Here is an 18388-nt window from a genome sequence, read left to right as displayed (position 1 = left end):
GTGGGCGCGGCTCTCAGTCGCCCTTGGAGGCAGCTGGCGCAGGTGCGGCCGCCGGGGCCGTGGTGGGCGACGTGGATGCCGCGGGCGCGTCGGCGGCGCCGGTCGAGGCGGCAGCGCCCTCTGCGGGCGCGCTCGTCCCCTTGTCGGCATTGCCTTTCTCGGCCGCCTTCTTGCCGCCGCCATCGCGGAAATCGGTCACGTACCAGCCCGAGCCCTTCAGCTGGAAGCCGGCTGCGGTGACCTGCTTGCTGAACGCGCTGGCGCCGCACTGCGGGCACTCCGTCAGCGGCGCATCGGACAGTTTCTGCAGCACGTCCTTGGCAAAGCCGCAGGCGCTGCACTTGTAGGCGTAGATAGGCATGGGTAGGAGGAGAGAAAGAGCGGCCGGCGGCCGCTCGCAAAGCCTTTAATTATAGGTTGGCATGCAGGTGCCATGAGGGTTGCTCTTCCTGCCTCCACGACCGGCCCACGAGGCGTACTTCACACCTTTTCAAACAGGATCGACCGCAAGCGGGCGGTGCGGCGTACGCCGATTGGCGAGCCATTGCGGCCCCAGCGAGCCTGCGAACATGCCCGCGAAGGACGCCAGCACGCCGGCAAGCTGGGCCGGGAATTCCTCGCCCCACGGCATGGCGAGGAACAACAGCCACACCCCGATGCCGAGCACCACCGAGGCCACCGCGCCCTGGGTGGTGGCCCGCTGCCAGTAAAGGCCGCAGACCAGCGGCACGAAGGCGCCCACCAGCGGCACCTGGTACGCGCCCGAGACCAGTTCGTAGATAGGGGTGCCTTGCATCCGGATCGCATAGGCGAGTACCGCGGCGCTGAACAGCAGCACCGTGATGCGCATGGTCAGCAGGTTCTCGCGGTCGGTGCCGGCCGGGCGGAACTGGCGCCAGATGTTCTCCGTGAACGTGACGCTGGGCGCCAGCAGGGTGGCCGACGCGGTGGACTTGATGGCCGACAGCAGCGCGCCGAAGAAGAACACCTGCATCACGAACGGCATCTTCTCCAACACCAGGGCGGGCAGAACCTTCTGCGGGTCCTCCTTGAGCAGCACCGCGGTTTGCTCCGGCATGATGAGCAGGGCGCTCGCCACCAGGAACATGGGCACGAAGGCGAACAGGATGTAGGCGATGCCGCCGATCACCGGGCCGCGGGTCGAGGCCTTGACGCTGTTGGCCGACATGACGCGCTGGAACACGTCCTGCTGCGGAATGGAGCCCAGCATCATGGTGATGGCCGCGGCGAAGAAGAAGATGATGTCCTTCCAGCTCGGCTCGGGCCAGAAGCGGAACAGGTCCTTGCTGGCCGCGAAGGCCACCACCTTGTCGGCGCCGCCGGCCATGTTGCCGGCGAACATCGCGATCACCGCCAAGCCGAGCACCAGGATAATCATCTGGATGAAGTCGGTCACCGCCACCGACCACATGCCGCCGAACAGCGTGTAGGCCAGGATCGAGATCACCCCGATGACCATGCCGGCCGTGATGCTGACGACGCCGCCCGACAGCAGGTTGAACACCAGCCCGAGCGCCGTGACCTGCGCCGAGACCCATCCCAGGTAACTCAGCATGATGATCAGCGAACAGGCGACCTCGACGGTGCGGCCGAAGCGCTCGCGGTAGTAGTCGCTGATGGTGAGCAGCGTCATGCGGTAGAGCTTGCCGGCAAAGAACAGGCCGACCAGGATCAGGCAGGTGCCGGCGCCGAAGGGGTCCTCGACCACGCCCTGAAGCCCGCCTTCGATGAACTTGGCGGGGATGCCCAGCACGGTCTCCGAGCCGAACCAGGTGGCGAAGGTCGTGGTCACGATCATGAAGAGCGGCAGGTGCCGCCCGGCGATCGCGAAGTCGGTGGTGTTCTTCACGCGCCTGGCGGCATACAGTCCGATGGCGATCGTGACGAGCAGGTAGACGATGACCAGTGTCAGCAGCACAGCGGAATCCTCCTATTCAGAACAGACGCACGCGCACCAGCACCTGCATCGCGATCAACCCCAATACAAAACCTATGCCACCGTAGATGATCGCCTGCAGGAGCCGGTTGGTCCGCCTTTGAGCGGCCAGCAGCTCCAGCAGTTCGCGGCGGTGGTCGGCGGGCCGATTTTCAAGGAAATCGTGCATCAGCCGAGGCAGCTGCGGCAGCAGCTTGGCGTAGCGCGGCGCCTCGGCGCGCAGCTGCTCCAGCAGCTTGCGCGGGCCGATCTGGTCGCTCATCCACTTCTCCAGGAACGGCTTGGCCGTATGCCACAGGTCCAGCTCCGGGTCGATCTGGCGGCCCAGCCCCTCGATGTTGAGCAGGGTCTTCTGCAGAAGCACGAGCTGCGGCTGGATCTCGACATGGAAGCGGCGCGAGGTCTGGAACAGGCGCATCAGCACCATGCCCAGCGAGATTTCCTTGAGCGGGCGATCGAAATAAGGCTCGCAGACGGTGCGGATCGCGGCCTCCAGCTCGTCGATGCGCGTGCCTTCGGGCACCCAGCCGCTCTCGAGGTGCAGCTCCGCCACCCGCTTGTAGTCGCGGCGGAAGAAGGCGGCGAAGTTCTGCGCCAGGTACTCCTTGTCGGACTCGGTCAGCGTGCCGACGATGCCGAAATCCAGCGAGATGTAGCGCCCGAAGGTGGCCGGGTCCAGGCTGACCTGGATGTTGCCGGGGTGCATGTCGGCATGGAAGAAGCCGTCGCGGAACACCTGCGTGAAGAAGATGGTGACCCCGTCGCGCGCCAGCTTCGGGATGTCGACGCCGGCGGCGCGCAAGCGGTCGAGCTGTGCAATAGGCACGCCCTTCATCCGCTCCATCACGATCACCTCGGGATGGCAGAAGTCCCAGAACATCTCGGGGATCATTACCAGCTCGAGCTTGGTCATGTTGCGCCGCAGCTGCGCCGCGTTGGCGGCCTCGCGCACCAGGTCGAGCTCGTCATGCAGGTACTTGTCGAACTCGGCCACCACCTCGCGCGGCTTGAGGCGCTTGGCGTCGCTCGACAAGCTCCCGACCCAGGCCGCCATCATGGCCATCAACTCGAGGTCCTTCTCGATCACGTCGCGCATGCCGGGCCGCAGCACCTTGACCGCGACCTCGCGAACCTCCCCGCCAGGTTCGCGCAGGGTCGCGAAGTGCACCTGGGCGATCGAGGCGCTGGCCACCGGCGTCTCGTCGAAGTCGACGAAAACCTCGCCCACCGGCCGGCGAAAAGCGCGCTCGATGGTCGCGATCGCGATCCTGGAGTCGAAGGGCGGCACCCGGTCCTGCAGCCAGGCCAGCTCGTCGGCGATGTCCGCCGGCAGCAGGTCGCGCCGCGTCGACAGCACCTGCCCGAACTTGACGAAGATCGGCCCCAGCCTCTCCAGGGCCTCGCGCAGCCGCTGGCCCCGGGGCGCATCGAGCTTGCGGCCGAAGGACACGATGCGCGCCACCACCCGCAGCCAGGGCTTCTGGAAGCTGGTGAGGACGAGCTCGTCGAGCCCGTAGCGCAGCGCGACCAGGACGATGAAGACCCCGCGGTAAAAGCGCCTCATTCGGCGCCTGCGGAGCCCGCGGGCTTGCCTCCGCGCTCACCGACGAATTGCCGCAGTCCCTCCACGACGCGCCGCGCGCCGTTGGCAATGGTGTGGGCCGGCACATCGCCGATGACGCGCGCCAGATCGTCTTCCACGTCCCAGCGCACGTGGTCGACCAGCCAGTTGACCTCGGCGGCCAGCTGCACGTCGCCCTCGATCTGCACCGCCGGCTTCTCGCCGCGCGCGGCAGCCCGCGCCAAGCCGAAGGGCGAGGTCTCGGCCAGTACCAGCATGAGCTCAGGCGCCGCGCCCTCCGGTGCCAGGTCGAGCAGTCCGGCCGGCGTGGCGACAACCTTCATAGTCACGAAGCGCCATTCGAATTCGACCACCCTGCCTTGCTGGCGCGCCAGGCGCTGCTGGGCCTCGGGCTCCTGCTGCAGCACGTGATTGAGGAAGAGCACGGCGCGATGCTGGACCTCGTGAATCACCCAGCCCGGCGGCTGCAGGCGGCTGCCGACGCGGTTGATGAAATCGTCGAGAAAAGAAAAAGGGGACGATGGTGTGACCATGTCCCCATTATCCGGTCTTGCGACCGGCTTCGAAGCGTCAGGCGCCTACTGCAGGGCCTGCACGCCCGCCACCAGCCAGCCGCTCGAACCGCTGGTCGGCTTGGTCATGTTCCAGACCTCGCGGAAGGGGCTCGGGCCAGAGGACAGGTCCTCGCGGATCATGCCGGAGAACTCGACGCTCGCCAGGTAGGCATCGGGCAGCTCCTCGATGCCCAGCAGCTTGGCATCCAGCATGACCACCTCGGTCTTGTTGGCCTGGCCACCCGTATGAGCCTCGCGCTCCCCCAGCTGCTGGCGGATCTCGCCCACCATGCCGTCGGTCATCATCGAGCGCAAGGTGCCGATGTCGGCACGGTCCCAGGCGTCCTGCAGCGTCACGAAGTTGCGCTTCGCCGCAGTCAGGAAGCCGTCGGTGTCGAAGCCGGCCGGAATGCCCCAGGACTGCGCGCCGCTCAGCGCCGAGCCGATCAGGCTGCCGCCGCTGGCCGCCGCAGCACCCGCCATCGACGAACCACCGCGGTCGGCCGCGTGCTCGGGCTGTGCCGGGCTGGCGTCGAAGGCCGCGGTGTTGCGCTCCCAGGGGCGGGCAGAAGCGTCGTTGCCGACGTTGTTCGGGCTGTACTGCACGGGCGAAGCAGGGTTGCCGGGACCGCCTGCACCCTGGAAGGCGAAGCCGCCGCTGCGCTGGGTGCCGTTGGCACGCGACCGGGCTGCGAAGATGCGCCACACCACCACGGCTGCAAGCACCAGGAGCGCGATCAGCAGGATGTTGCCGAAGGCCGCGCCCAGCCCGAGCGAGTTGGCGAGCCAGGCCAGGCCCAGGCCCGCGGCCAAACCGCCGAGCATGGCGCCCCACGGCCGCTTGGGCGCTGCAGCGGGCGCCGCCGCGGCCGGCTTGGCCGCTGCGCTGTTCACGTTGCTCTGTGCGGGCGCGCCGGGCGCAGCCGGCGCGGTGGGGGCCGCCTCGCGCTGCGTCACGTTGCTCGACTGCTTGCCGACGGACTTCCCGCCACCCAGGCGGCGTGCGTCGGCATCCATGCTTCCGACAGCCAGGGCACAAACCAACAGGACGGATAACAAACTTTTCATGACGTCTCCTCTAACGGCAAAGAAATCTCTTCTGATCATCATCAGCACTTGATTCCAACATGCAGGGCAACGACGCCCCCTGTCATGTTGTGATAGTCCACATGACCGAAACCGCCCTCTTTCATGAGGGTCTTGAGCTCCTCCTGCGAGGGATGCACCCGGATCGATTCGGCCAGGTAGCGGTAGCTCGCGTCATCGCCCGCCACCACCTTGCCCAGGCGCGGCAGAACGTTGAAGGAGTACCAGTCGTAGACCTTCGACAAGGGCTTGGCAACCTTGGAAAACTCAAGCACAAGCAGCTTGCCGCGCGGCTTGAGCACCCGGTTCATCTCCTTGAGTGCCAGGTCCTTGTGCGTCATGTTGCGCAGACCGAAGGCGACACTCACCAGGTCGAAATGGTTGTCGGGGAAGGGCAGCTTCTCGGCATCGCAGACCAGCGTGGGCAGCGCGACGCCGGCATCGAGCAGCCGGTCGCGGCCCGCGCGCAGCATGGCCTCGTTGATGTCGGTGTGGATCACCTCGCCGCTGGCGCCCACCTTCTTCGCGAAGGCCAGCGCGAGGTCGCCGGTACCGCCCGCGATGTCCAGCACCTTCGAGCCCTCTCCGACATTGGCGACCATCACGGTGTAGGCCTTCCAGGCACGGTGCAGGCCACCCGACATCAGGTCGTTCATCAGGTCGTAGCGGTTGGCGACCGAATCGAACACGCCGCGTACGCGCCGTGCCTTGTCGCCTTCCTCGACCGTCTCGAAGCCAAAATGAGTGCTGCTCATCCGTCCGATGTTAGGTCGGAAGCGTTCATGTCAAGCCGACGCCCCTGCAAGGACGCCGGGCATTCGTTGCTTTTGCGGCGAGGGGGCTCGGCTTCTTCAGTGGCTGCCGCAGGCGTGGCCACCCTTCTCGGCCATCGGCGCATCGCGATCGACGCCGGCAGCGGCGAGGCGCCGCTCGTACTCGGCCCACAGGTCGCCCTGCTTCGCGCCTAATTCGTACAACAGGTCCCACGAGTAGATGCCGGTGTCGTGGCCGTCGGAGAAGCTGGGCTGCACGGCGTAGTTGCCGACCGGCTGCAGGTCCAGCAGGTTCACGTCGCGCTTGCCGGTCTGCAGCACTTCCTGTCCCGGCCCATGGCCCTGCACCTCCGCCGAGGGCGAATAGATGCGCATCAGCTCGAAGGGGATGCGGAAGCTCGCGCCATCGGAAAAGCTCACCTCCAGCACGCGCGATTGGCTGTGAACGGTGATCGACTGGGGCGTCGGCGCGCCCGTTTGCAAACCTGCCATCAAGAACTCCTTGTCGCCAGACGCCGGGCCATGTCCCGCTCCAGCGCCTCCAGTTTGACCTCGATCGCGGCCTCGCGCTGCAGGTCGCGGTCGCGTTGCGCAGCAGCCCAGACCGGCGCCGGGAAGCGCGCGTCCCAGTCGAAGCGCGCGATCACGTGCCAATGCAGGTGCGGCACCATGTTGCCGAGGGCTGCGAGGTTGATCTTGGCGGGTGCCAGCGTGTCGCGCAGGCATCGCTCCACCGCCACCACCGCGTCCATGCACAGCGCGCGATCTTCCGGCGCAAGATCGGACCACTCGGCCACATGGTCTTTCCAGACGACACGATAGAAGGCAGGAAAACCCTCCTCGGCCGCGTGGATGACGCGAAATTCGGGCGCCTCGAAAACCACGCGGCCCCCGGGCTCCTCGCACAGCGGGCAACCCGCCACGCGCAGCCCCGTCATACCAGCACCCGCTCGATCCCGCCCTGGTTGGCAGCCGCCACGTACGTTGGCATCCAGTCCTTTCCGAGGATCCTGTTGGCCATCTCGACCACGATGTAATCGGCCTCGAGCAGGCCGTTCTCGAGGTCCTTGCCGTAGCGGCTCAGGCCCTGCAGGCAGCTCGGGCAGCTGGTGAGGATCTTGACGTTGTCCTTGGGAGCGACCATGCCGCCGCTGCGCAGCGCCGCCTCGCCCTTGCGCAGCTCCTCTTCCTTGCGGAAGCGGACCTGCGTCGAGATGTCCGGCCGCGTCACGCCCAGCGTGCCCGACTCGCCGCAGCAGCGGTCGTTCTTGAGCACCTGGTCGCCGACCAGCGCCTTCACCGTCTTCATCGGGTCCTGCAGCTTCATCGGGCTGTGGCAAGGATCGTGATAGAGGTAGGCGGAGCCGTTGCCCCCGTTGGCATTGGCCGCGTTGTCCAGGGTGATGCCCTTCTCGAGCAGATACTCATGGATGTCGATGATCCGGCAGCCAGGGAAGATCTTCTCGAACTGGTAGCCCTGGAGCTGGTCGTAGCAGGTGCCGCAACTCACCACCACGGTCTTGATGTCCAGGTAGTTCAGCGTGTTGGCGACGCGATGGAAGAGCACCCGGTTGTCGGTGATCATCTTCTCGGCCCGGTCGTACTGGCCGCTGCCGCGCTGGGGGTAGCCGCAGCAGAGATAACCCGGCGGCAGCACGGTCTGGACGCCCGCGTGCCACAGCATCGCCTGCGTGGCCAGACCCACCTGGGAGAACAGGCGCTCCGAGCCGCAGCCCGGGAAATAGAACACGGCCTCGGTCTCTGGCGTGGTGGCCTTCGGATCGCGGATGATCGGGACGTAGTCGGCATCCTCGATGTCCAGCAGCGCCCGCGCGGTCTTGTTGGGCAGGCCGCCCGGCATCTTCTTGTTGACGAAGTGGATCACCTGCTCCTTGAGCGGCGCCGGCCCCAGTGTGGCCGGCGGCGCGGCGGTCTGCTTCCTGGCCAGTCCGCGCAGCAGGTCGTTGGCCAGGCGCTGGGCCTTGAAGCCGATGCCCACCATGCCGATGCGCATGGCCTTGATGGTCTGCGGGTTGGTGGCATTGAGGAACAGCATCGCGGCGGCGTTGCCGGGCCGGAAGGACTTCTGCCCCATCTTGCGCAGCAGGTTGCGCATGTTCATCGAGACGTCGCCGAAGTCGATGTTCACCGGGCACGGCGTGAGGCACTTGTGGCAGACAGTGCAGTGGTCCGCCACATCCTCGAACTCCTCCCAGTGCTTGATGCTGACGCCGCGCCGGGTCTGCTCCTCGTAGAGGAAGGCCTCGACGAGCAGCGAGGTCGCGAGGATCTTGTTGCGCGGCGAGTAGAGCAGGTTGGCGCGCGGCACATGGGTGGCGCACACGGGCTTGCACTTGCCGCAGCGCAGGCAGTCCTTCACGCTGTCGGCAATGGCGCCGATGTCGCTCTGCTGCATGATCAGCGACTCGTGGCCCATCAGTCCGAAGCTGGGCGTATAGGCATTGGTGAGGTCGGCATAGAGGCCAGGCCCGGCGTGCATCGAGGGCCGCAGCAGCTTGCCCTTGTTGAAGCGTCCTTCGGGGTCGATGCGGTGCTTGTAGTCCGCGAAGGGCCGCAGCTCGTCATCGGACAGGAACTCGAGCTTGGTGATGCCGATGCCGTGCTCGCCGGAGATCACGCCGTCGAGGCTGCGCGCCAGCCCCATGATGCGCGCCACTGCCGCATGCGCGGTCTGCAGCATCTCGTAGTTGTCGCTGTTGACCGGGATATTCGTGTGAACGTTCCCATCCCCGGCATGCATGTGCAGCGCAACCCAGACCCGACCCTTGAGCACCCGCTGGTGGATCGCGTTGCACTCGGCCAGGATGGGCGCGAACTCCGCGCCGGAGAAGATGGCGGCAAGGGGAGCGCGGATCTGCGTCTTCCAGCTGGCTCGCAAGGAATGGTCCTGCAGCTGCGGGAACAGCGTGTCGATCTGGTCCAGCCACCCCTGCCACAGCGCACGCACCTCGCGCACAAGCGCCACGGCCTGGGCCACGCGGTCCTCCAGCAGCTCGGCCGAAGAGATCTCGCTGGCGTCATCGCTCTTGCCCAGCGGCAAATGGCCGCGCAGGAAGAAGGCTTCCAGCTCGTCGGCGAGCGCCAGCTTGTTCTGCAGCGACAGCTCTATGTTGATGCGCTCGATGCCGTCGGTGTACTCGGCCATCCGCGGCAAGGGGATCACCACGTCCTCGTTGATCTTGAAGGCGTTGGTGTGGCGGCTGATTGCAGCGGTGCGCTTGCGGTCCAGCCAGAACTTCTTGCGCGCCTCGGGGCTGATGGCGATAAAGCCCTCGCCGCTGCGCGAATTGGCGATGCGCACTACTTCCGAGGTCACCCGCGCGACGGCGTCGGCATCGTCGCCAGCGATGTCGCCGAACAGCACCATCTTGGGCAGGCCACCGTGCTTCTTTGACTTCGTCGCGTAGCCGACGGCCTTCAGGTAGCGATCATCCAGATGCTCCAGGCCCGCGAGCAGCACTCCAGAGCGCTTTTGCTCCGCGAACATGAAGTCCTTGATCTCGACGATGCTGGGCACCGCGTCCTTGGCATTGCCGAAGAACTCGAGGCACACGGTGCGGGTGTGTGCCGGCATGCGGTGCACCACCCAGCGGCAGCTGGTGATCAGGCCGTCGCAACCCTCCTTCTGGATGCCCGGCAGGCCAGAGAGGAACTTGTCGGTCACGTCCTTGCCCAGGCCCTCCTTGCGGAAGGTCTTGCCCGGGATCTCGAGCCGTTCGGTGCGCAGCTTGGTCCGGCCGTCGGCCGCGAAATACTGCAGATCGAACACGGCGCTCTCGGCGTCGTGGATCTTGCCCAGGTTGTGGCCGATGCGCGTGATCTCCAGCCATTCGGCGTCCGGGGTCACCATGCGCCAGGAAGCCAGGTTGTCGAGCGCGGTGCCCCACAGCACCGCCTTCTTGCCGCCCGCGTTCATCGCCACGTTGCCGCCGACGCAGGAAGCCTCGGCCGAGGTGGGGTCGACCGCGAACACGAAGCCCGCGCGCTCCGCCGCGTCGGCCACGCGCTGGGTCACCACGCCGGCCTCGGTCCAGACGGTGGGTACGGGCTGGTCGACGCCTGGCAGGGAGATCATTTCGACCTCGGTCATCGACTCCAGCTTCTCGGTGTTGATGACGGCGCTGTTCCAGGCCAGCGGGATCGCCCCGCCTGTGTAGCCGGTGCCGCCGCCGCGCGGGATGATGGTGAGCCCGAGTTCGATGCAGCCCTTGACCAGCGCGGCCATCTCGGCCTCGCTGTCCGGCGTCAGCACGACGAAGGGATATTCGACGCGCCAGTCGGTTGCGTCGGTGACGTGCGACACGCGCGAGAGGCCATCGAACTTGATGTTGTCGCGCGCAGTGAGCCGGCCCAGGGTGCGCGTGGTCTTGCGGCGCAATGCCGCGACATCGCGGAACAGGGTGTCGAAGGCCTGCACCGCCTGCGCCACCAGCGCGGTGAGTTCGCCCACCAGTGCATCACGCTGGGCGGCGCCGTCGGGGGTGCGCCGCTTCTGCACCTCGGACAGGCGATGGTTGAGCGCATCCACCAACTGGCCGCGGCGGCGCGGGTTGTCCAGCAGGTCGTCGACCAGGTAGGGATTGCGCTGCACCACCCAGATGTCGCCCAGCACCTCGTACAGCATGCGGGCGGAGCGGCCGGTGCGGCGCTCGGCGCGCAAGGTCTGCAGCAGATCCCAGCCGCGCTCGCCCAGGAGGCGGATCACGATCTCGCGGTCGGAGAAGCTGGTGTAGTTGTAGGGGATCTCACGCAATCGCGCGGGCTCTGCGGCCTGCGACAACAACGCCGTCAACGCGGTCGGTGCATTCATCGGGGTGGGCCTCGGTCGGGCGCTGCGCGCCCCTGAACCAGGGCCGTCGATTTTAAGTCAGGGGCGCGTGCTGCGCCGGTCGTCCAGCGCTCAGAACAGCACCCGGCTGCGGATCGTGCCCGGCACCTGCGCCAGTTTTTCGAGCGCGAGGTCGGAATAGGCGGCGTCGATGTCCGTCACCACATAGCCCACCTTCTCGTTGGTCTGCAGGTACTGTGAGGCGATGTTGATCTTGTTCTCGGCGAACACGCCGTTGATGTCCGAGAGCACGCCCGGCACGTTGCGGTGGATGTGCAGCAGCCGGTGCTTGCCCGGGTGCGCCGGCAGCGCCACCTCGGGGAAGTTGACCGACGAGGTCGAGGTGCCGTTGTCGCTGTACTTGACCAGCTTCTCGGCCACCTCGAGGCCGATGTTGGCCTGCGCCTCCATGGTGGAGCCGCCGATGTGCGGCGTGAGGATCGCGTTGTCCAGGCCGCGCAGCGGCGACTGGAACTCCTCCTTGTTGCTGCGAGGCTCGACCGGGAACACGTCTATCGCGGCGCCCAGCAGCTTCTTCTGCTTCAGCGCCTGGGCGAGCGCCTCGATGTCGACCACCGTGCCGCGCGAGGCATTGATCAGGATGGAGCCGGGCCGCATGGCCGCGATCTCCTTCGCGCCGATCATCCATTGGGTGGCCGGCGTCTCCGGCACGTGCAGGCTCACGATGTCGCTCTGAAGCAGCAGTTCGTTCAGCGTGCGCACCTGCCTCGCGTTGCCCAACGGCAGCTTGGTGACCACGTCGAAGAAGGCCACCTGCATGCCCAGCGCCTCGGCCAGCACCGAGAGCTGCGCGCCGATGGAACCGTAGCCCACGATGCCCAGCGTCTTGCCTCGGATCTCGAAGGCGTTCTCGGCCGACTTGAGCCAGCCGCCGCGGTGCGCCACCGCGCTCTTCTCGGGGATGCCGCGCAGGAGCAGGATAGCCTCGGCCAACACCAGTTCGGCGACCGAGCGCGTATTGGAATAAGGCGCGTTGAAGACCGCCACGCCGTGCTCGCGCGCGGCATCGAGATCGATCTGGTTGGTGCCGATGCAGAACGCGCCGACCGCGACGAGCTTCTGCGCGGCGGCAAAGACCTCGCCGGTCAGCTGCGTGCGCGAGCGGATGCCGAGGAAATGCACGTCTGCCACGCGCTGCTTCAGGTCCTCTTCCGGCAAGGCGCCCGGCAATGTCTCGATGCTGGTATAGCCCGCGGCCCGCAGCACTTCGACAGCCGACGGGTGGATGCCTTCGAGTAGAAGGAACTTGATCTTGCTTTTGTCGAGGGAGGTCTTGCTCATACGCGTCGCGGAGGCCCCCGGCCGGGCTTCAGGAGGAGGCAGGGAGGAGGCAGCAGTACCTGAAAAAGGGAGGGCGATGCTAGCATGGTGCGGCGCAGCAAGCAGCCCCCTGCGGCCCCGCGGCCCACACGCCAAAAGGGTTTCCCCGTCTACTGGCGCACTGCCGAGCTGCGACAGAATGTGACGCGGCCGTGTCATACGCACGGCCTAGCATCTGCGCTTTTGTTTCCTCCTCAGGAGTCTCTCTCATGCGATTCAAGACGTTCGCCGTGGCATCGGCGCTTTCGGCAACGCTTTCGGCACCGGCCTTGGCCCAGACTGAAATCCAGTGGTGGCATTCCATGAGCGGTCCGCTCGGCGAATGGGTCAACGACCTGGCCAAGCAATACAACGAAAGCCAGAAGGACTACAAGGTCGTGCCCACCTACAAGGGTCAGTACGATGAGTCGATGACGGCCGCCATCGCCGCCTACCGCTCCGGCAATGCACCTGACATCCTGCAGGTGTTCGAGGTGGGCACCGCGACCATGATGGCCTCCAAGGGCGCCATCAAGCCGGTGGGCGAAGTGATGAGCTCCGGCGGAGCCAAGTTCGATCCCAGTGTCTACGTGCCCGCGGTGGCCGGCTACTACACGGCGCCGAACGGGCAGATGCTGAGCTTCCCGTTCAACAGCTCGACGACGATCTTCTACTACAACAAGGATGCCTTCAAGGCGGCCGGCCTGGACCCCGAGAAAGCTCCCCTCACCTGGCCCGAGGTCATCGCGGCGGCCGACAAGCTGAAGGCCAGCGGCCACAAGTGCCCATTCACGACGAGCTGGATGAGCTGGACCCAGCTGGAAAGCTTCTCGGCCTGGCACAACACCCTGTACGCGACGCAGAACAACGGCTTCGGCGGCACCAGTGCCCGCCTGGCCTTCAACTCGCCGCTGCAAGTGCGTCACTTCGAGAATCTGGCCAAGATGTCCAAGGACGGCACCTTCGTCTACAAGGGCCGCAACAACACGGCCGACGCCGCGTTCCCTTCCGGCGAATGCGCCATGATGACCGGCTCTTCGGGCCTGTACGCCCGCGTGGCGAAGGACGCGAAGTTCAAGTACGGCATCTCGACCCTGCCCTACTACCCCGACGTGAAGGGCGCACCGCAGAACACCGTGATCGGCGGCGCCAGCCTGTGGGTGATGTCCGGCAAGCCGGCGGACCACTACAAGGGCGTGGCCAGCTTCTTCAACTACCTGTCCGATACCAAGGTGCAGTCCGAGAGTCACAAACGCACCGGCTACCTGCCCATCACCACGGCCGCCTACAAGCTGACCGACGCCTCGGGCTTCTACAAGGAGAAGCCGGGCACCGACGTGGCCGTGACGCAGATGATCCGCAAGACCACCGACAAGTCGCGCGGCGTCCGCCTGGGCAGCTTCGTGCAGATCCGCACGATCGTCGACGAGGAAACCGAGCAGATCTGGAGCGGCAAGAAGAGCGCCAAGGAAGCACTCGACGCGGCCGTCAAGCGCGGCGACGAGCAGCTCGAGCGCTTCCAGAAAGCAAACAAGGGCTGACGCAGGCTCGCGCCTGCGCAGCCCTTTGGGTGCCACGGCACCCCTCCCTGCCCTCCCGCCGAGCGGGGAGGGTGCCTGCCGGCGATGGTTGCGCCACAGTAGACTCCGACGCCCGCCCTGATCTGATGCCGGGGCGGGCGTTCTGTTTTTGAGGGGATCGAGGGATATGGAGAAACGCGTTCTTTTCCGGTCGGCGTGGCTGCCCTGGCTGCTGGTGGCGCCGCAGATGGCGGTGATCCTGGTGTTCTTCTTCTGGCCGGCAAGCCAGGCCATCTGGCAATCGCTGCAGTCGGAGGACGCCTTTGGCACCTCCACCGCCTTCGTCGGCCTGGAGAACTTCGAGGTCCTGTTCGACGATCCGGCCTATGTCGAATCCTTCAAGGTCACCGCACTTTTCTCGGTTCTGGTGGCCGGCAGCGGCATCGCGCTTTCGTTGATGCTGGCAATCTTCGCCGACCGCATCCTGCGAGGCGGCCTGGTCTACAAGACCTTCCTGATCATTCCCTACGCGGTGGCGCCTGCCATTGCGGGCGTGCTGTGGGTGTTCATGTTCTCGCCCAGCATCGGCGTGGTGTCGTACTTCCTGCGCCACATCGGTGTGGACTGGAACCACCTGCTCAACTCCAACCAGGCGCTCACGCTGATTGTGGTGGCCGCCGTGTGGAAGCAGATCTCCTACAACTTCCTGTTCTTCCTGGCCGGCCTGCAGTCCATCCCCAAGGCATTGATCGAGGCCGCCTCCATCGACGGCGCCGGGCCGCTGCGGCGCTTCGCCACCATCCAGTTCCCGCTGCTGTCGCCCACCACCTTTTTCCTGCTGGTGATCAACATCGTCTACGCCTTCTTCGACACCTTCGCGATCGTGCATGCGACGACCGAGGGCGGGCCCGGGCGCGACACCGCGATCCTGGTCTACAAGGTGTGGCACGACGGCTTCAAGGCGCTGGACCTGGGCGGCTCGGCCGCGCAGTCGGTGGTGCTGATGGTGATCGTCATCGGGTTGACCGTGATCCAGTTCCGCTACGTTGAAAAGAAGGTCCAGTACTGATGGCCGCCCACTCCGTCGCCCGTTGCGTCGCCCCTGCCCTGCCCTTCCCCCGGAGGCAACACCATGGTTGAACGCCGCCCCGGCCTCACCGTCCTTTCGCATGTGGTGCTGATCCTGGGAATCGCCATCGTGGCCTTTCCCATCTACCTGGCCTTCGTCGCATCCACCCACACGCGCGACGCGATCCTGCAGGTGCCCATGCCGCTCGTGCCGGGCGGCCACATGTTCGAGAACTACAGCGCCGCCTTGCTCGGCGCGGACACCCAGGGCGCACGCGTGGTCGTGGGCCGCATGATGTGGATCAGCCTGGTCACGGCGCTGGTCATCAGCATCGGCAAGATCGCGATCTCGCTGTTGTCGGCCTTCGCCATCGTGTACTTCCGCTTTCCATTCAAGAAGATCGTCTTCTGGATGATCTTCGTGACCCTGATGCTGCCCGTGGAGGTGCGGATCCTGCCGACCTACAAGGTGCTGGCAGACCTCAACATGCTCAACACCTACGCGGGGCTGACAGTGCCGCTGATCGCATCGGCGACCGCCACCTTCCTGTTCCGGCAGTTCTTCCTGAGTGTGCCCGACGAACTGGTGGAAGCGGCACGCATGGACGGCGCCGGGCCGATGCGCTTCTTCAAGGACATCCTGGTGCCGCTGTCGCAGACCTCGATCGCGGCACTGTTCGTGATCCAGTTCATCTACGGCTGGAATCAGTACCTGTGGCCGCTCCTGGCCACGACCAGCGAAGACATGTATCCGGTGGTGATCGGCATCAAGCGAATGATCGCCTCGGGCGACGCCGCGGTGGACTGGAACCTGGTGATGGCCACCGCCATCCTGGCGCTCGTGCCGCCAGTGATCGTGGTGGTGCTGATGCAGCGCTGGTTCGTCAAGGGCCTCGTGGATACCGAGAAATAACCGACAAAGAAGCAACGACTCAATGGCTGCCATCTCTCTTCGAAACGTCATCAAGCGCTACGGCCACGGGGCCAAGGCCAACCAGGTCATCCACGGCGTCTCGGCCGACGTCAAGGATGGCGAGTTCGTCGTCATCGTGGGGCCCTCGGGCTGCGGCAAATCCACGCTACTGCGCATGGTCGCGGGCCTGGAGGAAATCAGCGCAGGCGAGATCGCCATCGGCAACCGCGTGGTGAACGACATCGAACCGGCCCGGCGCGACATCGCGATGGTTTTCCAGAACTACGCGCTCTACCCGCACATGTCGAACTTCGACAACATGGCGTATGGCCTCAAGATCGCGAAGGTGCCCAAGGAGGAAATCAAGGCACGCGTGGACAAGGCCGCCAAGATCCTCGAACTCGGCCACCTGCTCGATCGCAAGCCGCGCGAGCTGTCGGGCGGCCAGCGCCAGCGCGTGGCCATGGGCCGCGCGATCGTGCGGCAGCCGCAGGTCTTCCTCTTCGACGAGCCGCTGTCCAACCTCGATGCAAAGCTGCGAGCGCAGACCCGGCTGGAGATCCAGAAGCTGCACCGCGAACTGGGCATCACCTCGCTCTTCGTCACTCATGACCAGGTCGAGGCGATGACGCTGGCGCAGCGCATCATCGTGATGAATGCCGGGGTGATGGACCAGTTCGGCACGCCCGAGGAGGTCTACGCGCGCCCCGCCACCACCTTCGTGGCCAGCTTCATCGGCTCACCGCCGATGAACCTGCTCAAGCACGCGCCGGGCGTCCGCCACGGGATGATCCTTGGCGTCCGGCCGGAGCATCTGACGCTCGACACCGATGGCTGGTCGGTGCAGGTCGAGTACGTCGAGCTGCTGGGCGCCGAGCGGCTGATCTACGGCCGCGTCGGCGACGAGCAGTTGGTGGTGCGCGCCGACGAAGGCCAGCCGGCGCCGGTCGCCGGGGACACGGTGAAGATCGCGGCGAGGCAAGACAAGCTGCACTGGTTCGACGCCGGCTCGGGCAAACGCGCGGCATGAAAGCCTGGCCCTATCCTTTCTGGATCGCCCACCGCGGCGCCGGCAGGCTGGCGCCGGAAAACACGCTCGCCGCCTTTCGCCTGGGCGCCGAGCACGGCTACCGCATGTTCGAATGCGACGCCAAGCTCAGTGCCGACGAGGTTCCCTTCCTGCTTCATGACAGCACCCTCGAGCGCACCACCAATGGCCGCGGCGTCGCGGGCGAACATTCATGGAGCGCGCTCGCCCAGCTCGATGCGGGTGCCTGGCATTCGCGCCGCTACGCCGGCGAGCCGCTGCCCACCCTCGAAGCGCTGATCCGCTTCTGCCTGGCCAATCGCCACCTGATCGACATCGAGATCAAACCCACGCCGGGCGTCGAGCGCCGCACCGGCGAGCTGGTTGCGCAAGTGGCGGCCAAGCTCTGGGCGGGCGCCGACCTCCCGCCGCCCTTGCTGACCTCCTTCTCGCCTGAATCTCTCGAGGGTGCGCTCGCAACAGAGCCCGGCCTGCCGCGCGGGCTGCTGCTCGACACCCTTTGGGAGGGTTGGCTCGACACTGCGCGCCGCCTGGAGTGCGCGGCGATCGTCTGCAACTACGCGCTGTGGGACGCGACCACCGTTGCGCAGGTGCATGCGGCCGGCATGCGCGCGCTGAGCTACACCGTCAACGACGCGTCGGTGGCCCGCTGGCTGGCCGGGCTCGGCACCGACGGCATCGTGACCGACCGCGTGGACCGCTTCAGCCCGGCTGCCTGACCCCGGCGCCGTGAGGGGCCGCCGCAACGCCCTTCTATGATCGGACCATGAGCCGCACGGCCGTTCCGAAGGCGAATAGCACCGTAGCTGAAGGCGAAGGTACTCCACTGAGCTGGATGCCCCGTCTCGCGGCCCTGTTGCTGGCCGCCGTCCTCGGAAGCGCCGTCCTCGCGCAGGATGGCGCCGCCCCGCCGGAACCGACGGTGGCCGCACTGCGGACCCAGCTCGACGGCATTCCGAGCTCGGTCGAAAGCAATGCGCAGGTCCGCGAGCTGCTGGGCCGGATCAACGCCATCGGCAGCCAGGCAGACAAGTTCGTTGCGTCCCGCACCGGCCAGCTCAGCGACCTCAACGCACGCCTTGGCGAACTGGGAAATCCGCCGGCTGCCGGCGCGCCACCCGAGGACCCCGACATCACTCGTCAGCGTGCCGCCCTGCTGAAGGAGCGCAACACGCTCGACGCCGACATCCGCCTGGCGCGGCTGATCACGGTCGACGCGCAACAGCGCGGCAGCGAGCTGCTCTCCAAGCGCCGCAAGCTGTTCGAAGCCCAGCTCACGGAGCGCGCGCCGTCGCCCCTGGGCCGCCAGTTCTGGTTCGACATCAGCGACGCGTGGCCCGCCGACCTGGAGCGCCTGGCGAGCCTGCGCACCGAGCTGCGCGGCGCGGTGGAAACGGCGATGGACCCGGCACATCGCGTATCGGTGCTGGCCAGCCTTGCCGCGGCGCTGCTGCTCGCACTGCTGGGCAACTGGGCGGCCGAACACGGGCTGGTTCGGCTGGCCGCGCGCGTGCTGCCGGGCGGGCGACTGCGCCGCTCGCTGCTGGTGATCGCGGTGGTGGGTGTGAACGTGCTGCTGGTGGCACTGGCAGCGCAGGGCGTGTTCGCCACGCTGGACCGCCACGGGATCCTCGGGCCGCAGATCCGGAAGCTGGGCCAGGCGGTGGTGCAGTCCATCATCTTCATCGCCTTCGTGGTCGGGCTGGGCCGCGCGCTCC

General features: G+C 66.5%; 16 protein-coding genes. 6 read left to right on the top strand and 10 right to left on the bottom strand.

Translation table 11 applies throughout. From position 1 onward, the window contains the following. Positions 1 to 13: 13 nt before the first annotated feature. From APY03_RS22150 to serA, 10 genes are all read right to left on the bottom strand, one after another. Positions 14 to 361: an FmdB family zinc ribbon protein gene (locus tag APY03_RS22150; protein ID WP_068680082.1), complete on the bottom strand. Its 348-nt coding sequence runs from the start codon at positions 359 to 361 to the stop codon at positions 14 to 16. A 129-nt stretch (positions 362 to 490) separates the two neighbouring features. Further along, on the bottom strand, positions 491 to 1939 hold the full coding sequence (locus APY03_RS22145) for a sodium:solute symporter family protein (RefSeq protein ID WP_068680080.1): 1449 nt from the start codon (positions 1937 to 1939) through the stop codon (positions 491 to 493). 16 nt (positions 1940 to 1955) lie between these two features. Then, positions 1956 to 3521: a ubiquinone biosynthesis regulatory protein kinase UbiB gene (gene ubiB / locus APY03_RS22140; protein ID WP_068680077.1), complete on the bottom strand. Its 1566-nt coding sequence runs from the start codon at positions 3519 to 3521 to the stop codon at positions 1956 to 1958. Continuing rightward, a complete protein-coding gene (locus tag APY03_RS22135; RefSeq protein ID WP_068680075.1) occupies positions 3518 to 4072 on the bottom strand; it encodes a ubiquinone biosynthesis accessory factor UbiJ in 555 nt (184 codons plus the stop codon). Before APY03_RS22135 ends, ubiB begins: the two co-directional genes overlap by 4 nt. A gap of 45 nt (positions 4073 to 4117) precedes the next feature. Next, complete coding sequence (locus APY03_RS22130) at positions 4118 to 5161, bottom strand: Tim44 domain-containing protein (protein WP_068680073.1); 1044 nt, start codon at positions 5159 to 5161, stop codon at positions 4118 to 4120. 41 nt (positions 5162 to 5202) lie between these two features. Further along, positions 5203 to 5934 (bottom strand): bifunctional demethylmenaquinone methyltransferase/2-methoxy-6-polyprenyl-1,4-benzoquinol methylase UbiE, encoded by a 732-nt coding sequence (ubiE, locus tag APY03_RS22125; protein WP_068680071.1) that lies wholly within the window; start codon positions 5932 to 5934, stop codon positions 5203 to 5205. Positions 5935 to 6030: 96 nt separating this feature from the next. Beyond that, on the bottom strand, positions 6031 to 6444 hold the full coding sequence (locus APY03_RS22120; RefSeq protein WP_068680069.1) for a gamma-butyrobetaine hydroxylase-like domain-containing protein: 414 nt from the start codon (positions 6442 to 6444) through the stop codon (positions 6031 to 6033). Further along, positions 6444 to 6890: an HIT family protein gene (locus APY03_RS22115; RefSeq protein ID WP_068680067.1), complete on the bottom strand. Its 447-nt coding sequence runs from the start codon at positions 6888 to 6890 to the stop codon at positions 6444 to 6446. Before APY03_RS22115 ends, APY03_RS22120 begins: the two co-directional genes overlap by 1 nt. After that, positions 6887 to 10783: a DUF3683 domain-containing protein gene (locus tag APY03_RS22110; protein WP_068680066.1), complete on the bottom strand. Its 3897-nt coding sequence runs from the start codon at positions 10781 to 10783 to the stop codon at positions 6887 to 6889. Before APY03_RS22110 ends, APY03_RS22115 begins: the two co-directional genes overlap by 4 nt. Before the next feature lie 90 nt (positions 10784 to 10873). Then, a complete protein-coding gene (gene serA, locus APY03_RS22105) occupies positions 10874 to 12103 on the bottom strand; it encodes a phosphoglycerate dehydrogenase (protein WP_068680064.1) in 1230 nt (409 codons plus the stop codon). A 248-nt stretch (positions 12104 to 12351) separates the two neighbouring features. On the opposite strand from serA, the gene ugpB reads away from it, so the two are divergent. The 6 genes from ugpB to APY03_RS44310 form a co-directional block, all read left to right on the top strand. Continuing rightward, on the top strand, positions 12352 to 13662 hold the full coding sequence (gene ugpB / locus APY03_RS22100) for a sn-glycerol-3-phosphate ABC transporter substrate-binding protein UgpB (protein ID WP_068680062.1): 1311 nt from the start codon (positions 12352 to 12354) through the stop codon (positions 13660 to 13662). Positions 13663 to 13828: 166 nt separating this feature from the next. After that, the gene (ugpA, locus tag APY03_RS22095; protein WP_068680060.1) at positions 13829 to 14710 is read left to right on the top strand and encodes a sn-glycerol-3-phosphate ABC transporter permease UgpA; all 882 of its coding nucleotides are present in this window, start codon (positions 13829 to 13831) and stop codon (positions 14708 to 14710) included. Positions 14711 to 14773: 63 nt separating this feature from the next. After that, the gene (gene ugpE / locus APY03_RS22090; protein ID WP_068680058.1) at positions 14774 to 15622 is read left to right on the top strand and encodes a sn-glycerol-3-phosphate ABC transporter permease UgpE; all 849 of its coding nucleotides are present in this window, start codon (positions 14774 to 14776) and stop codon (positions 15620 to 15622) included. Between the two features lie 22 nt (positions 15623 to 15644). Further along, positions 15645 to 16652 (top strand): sn-glycerol-3-phosphate import ATP-binding protein UgpC, encoded by a 1008-nt coding sequence (locus APY03_RS22085; RefSeq protein ID WP_068680055.1) that lies wholly within the window; start codon positions 15645 to 15647, stop codon positions 16650 to 16652. Then, a complete protein-coding gene (gene ugpQ, locus APY03_RS22080) occupies positions 16649 to 17389 on the top strand; it encodes a glycerophosphodiester phosphodiesterase (protein ID WP_068680054.1) in 741 nt (246 codons plus the stop codon). The genes APY03_RS22085 and ugpQ overlap by 4 nt, the downstream gene beginning before the upstream one ends. Positions 17390 to 17436: 47 nt before the next feature. Further along, positions 17437 to 18388, top strand: a 952-nt coding sequence (locus tag APY03_RS44310) for a DUF3772 domain-containing protein (protein WP_232324370.1), incomplete at its 3' end; no start/stop codon positions are given.

Origin of the sequence: Variovorax sp. WDL1 (assembly GCF_001541225.1) — a bacterium.
Classification (GTDB): Bacteria; Pseudomonadota; Gammaproteobacteria; order Burkholderiales; family Burkholderiaceae_C; genus Variovorax.
This window is presented reverse-complemented; position numbering and strand designations above follow the sequence as displayed.

What these genes read in the sequence shown, in the direction of transcription:
- APY03_RS22150 (WP_068680082.1), bottom strand. Translation starts at nt 361, where the DNA reads ATGCCTATCTACGCCTACAAGTGCAGCGCCTGCGGCTTTGCCAAGGAC.
- ubiB (WP_068680077.1), bottom strand. Translation starts at nt 3,521, where the DNA reads ATGAGGCGCTTTTACCGCGGGGTCTTCATCGTCCTGGTCGCGCTGCGC.
- APY03_RS22135 (WP_068680075.1), bottom strand. Translation starts at nt 4,072, where the DNA reads ATGGTCACACCATCGTCCCCTTTTTCTTTTCTCGACGATTTCATCAAC.
- APY03_RS22130 (WP_068680073.1), bottom strand. Translation starts at nt 5,161, where the DNA reads ATGAAAAGTTTGTTATCCGTCCTGTTGGTTTGTGCCCTGGCTGTCGGA.
- ubiE (WP_068680071.1), bottom strand. Translation starts at nt 5,934, where the DNA reads ATGAGCAGCACTCATTTTGGCTTCGAGACGGTCGAGGAAGGCGACAAG.
- APY03_RS22120 (WP_068680069.1), bottom strand. Translation starts at nt 6,444, where the DNA reads ATGGCAGGTTTGCAAACGGGCGCGCCGACGCCCCAGTCGATCACCGTT.
- APY03_RS22115 (WP_068680067.1), bottom strand. Translation starts at nt 6,890, where the DNA reads ATGACGGGGCTGCGCGTGGCGGGTTGCCCGCTGTGCGAGGAGCCCGGG.
- APY03_RS22110 (WP_068680066.1), bottom strand. Translation starts at nt 10,783, where the DNA reads ATGAATGCACCGACCGCGTTGACGGCGTTGTTGTCGCAGGCCGCAGAG.
- serA (WP_068680064.1), bottom strand. Translation starts at nt 12,103, where the DNA reads ATGAGCAAGACCTCCCTCGACAAAAGCAAGATCAAGTTCCTTCTACTC.
- ugpB (WP_068680062.1), top strand. Translation starts at nt 12,352, where the DNA reads ATGCGATTCAAGACGTTCGCCGTGGCATCGGCGCTTTCGGCAACGCTT.
- ugpA (WP_068680060.1), top strand. Translation starts at nt 13,829, where the DNA reads ATGGAGAAACGCGTTCTTTTCCGGTCGGCGTGGCTGCCCTGGCTGCTG.
- ugpE (WP_068680058.1), top strand. Translation starts at nt 14,774, where the DNA reads ATGGTTGAACGCCGCCCCGGCCTCACCGTCCTTTCGCATGTGGTGCTG.
- APY03_RS22085 (WP_068680055.1), top strand. Translation starts at nt 15,645, where the DNA reads ATGGCTGCCATCTCTCTTCGAAACGTCATCAAGCGCTACGGCCACGGG.
- ugpQ (WP_068680054.1), top strand. Translation starts at nt 16,649, where the DNA reads ATGAAAGCCTGGCCCTATCCTTTCTGGATCGCCCACCGCGGCGCCGGC.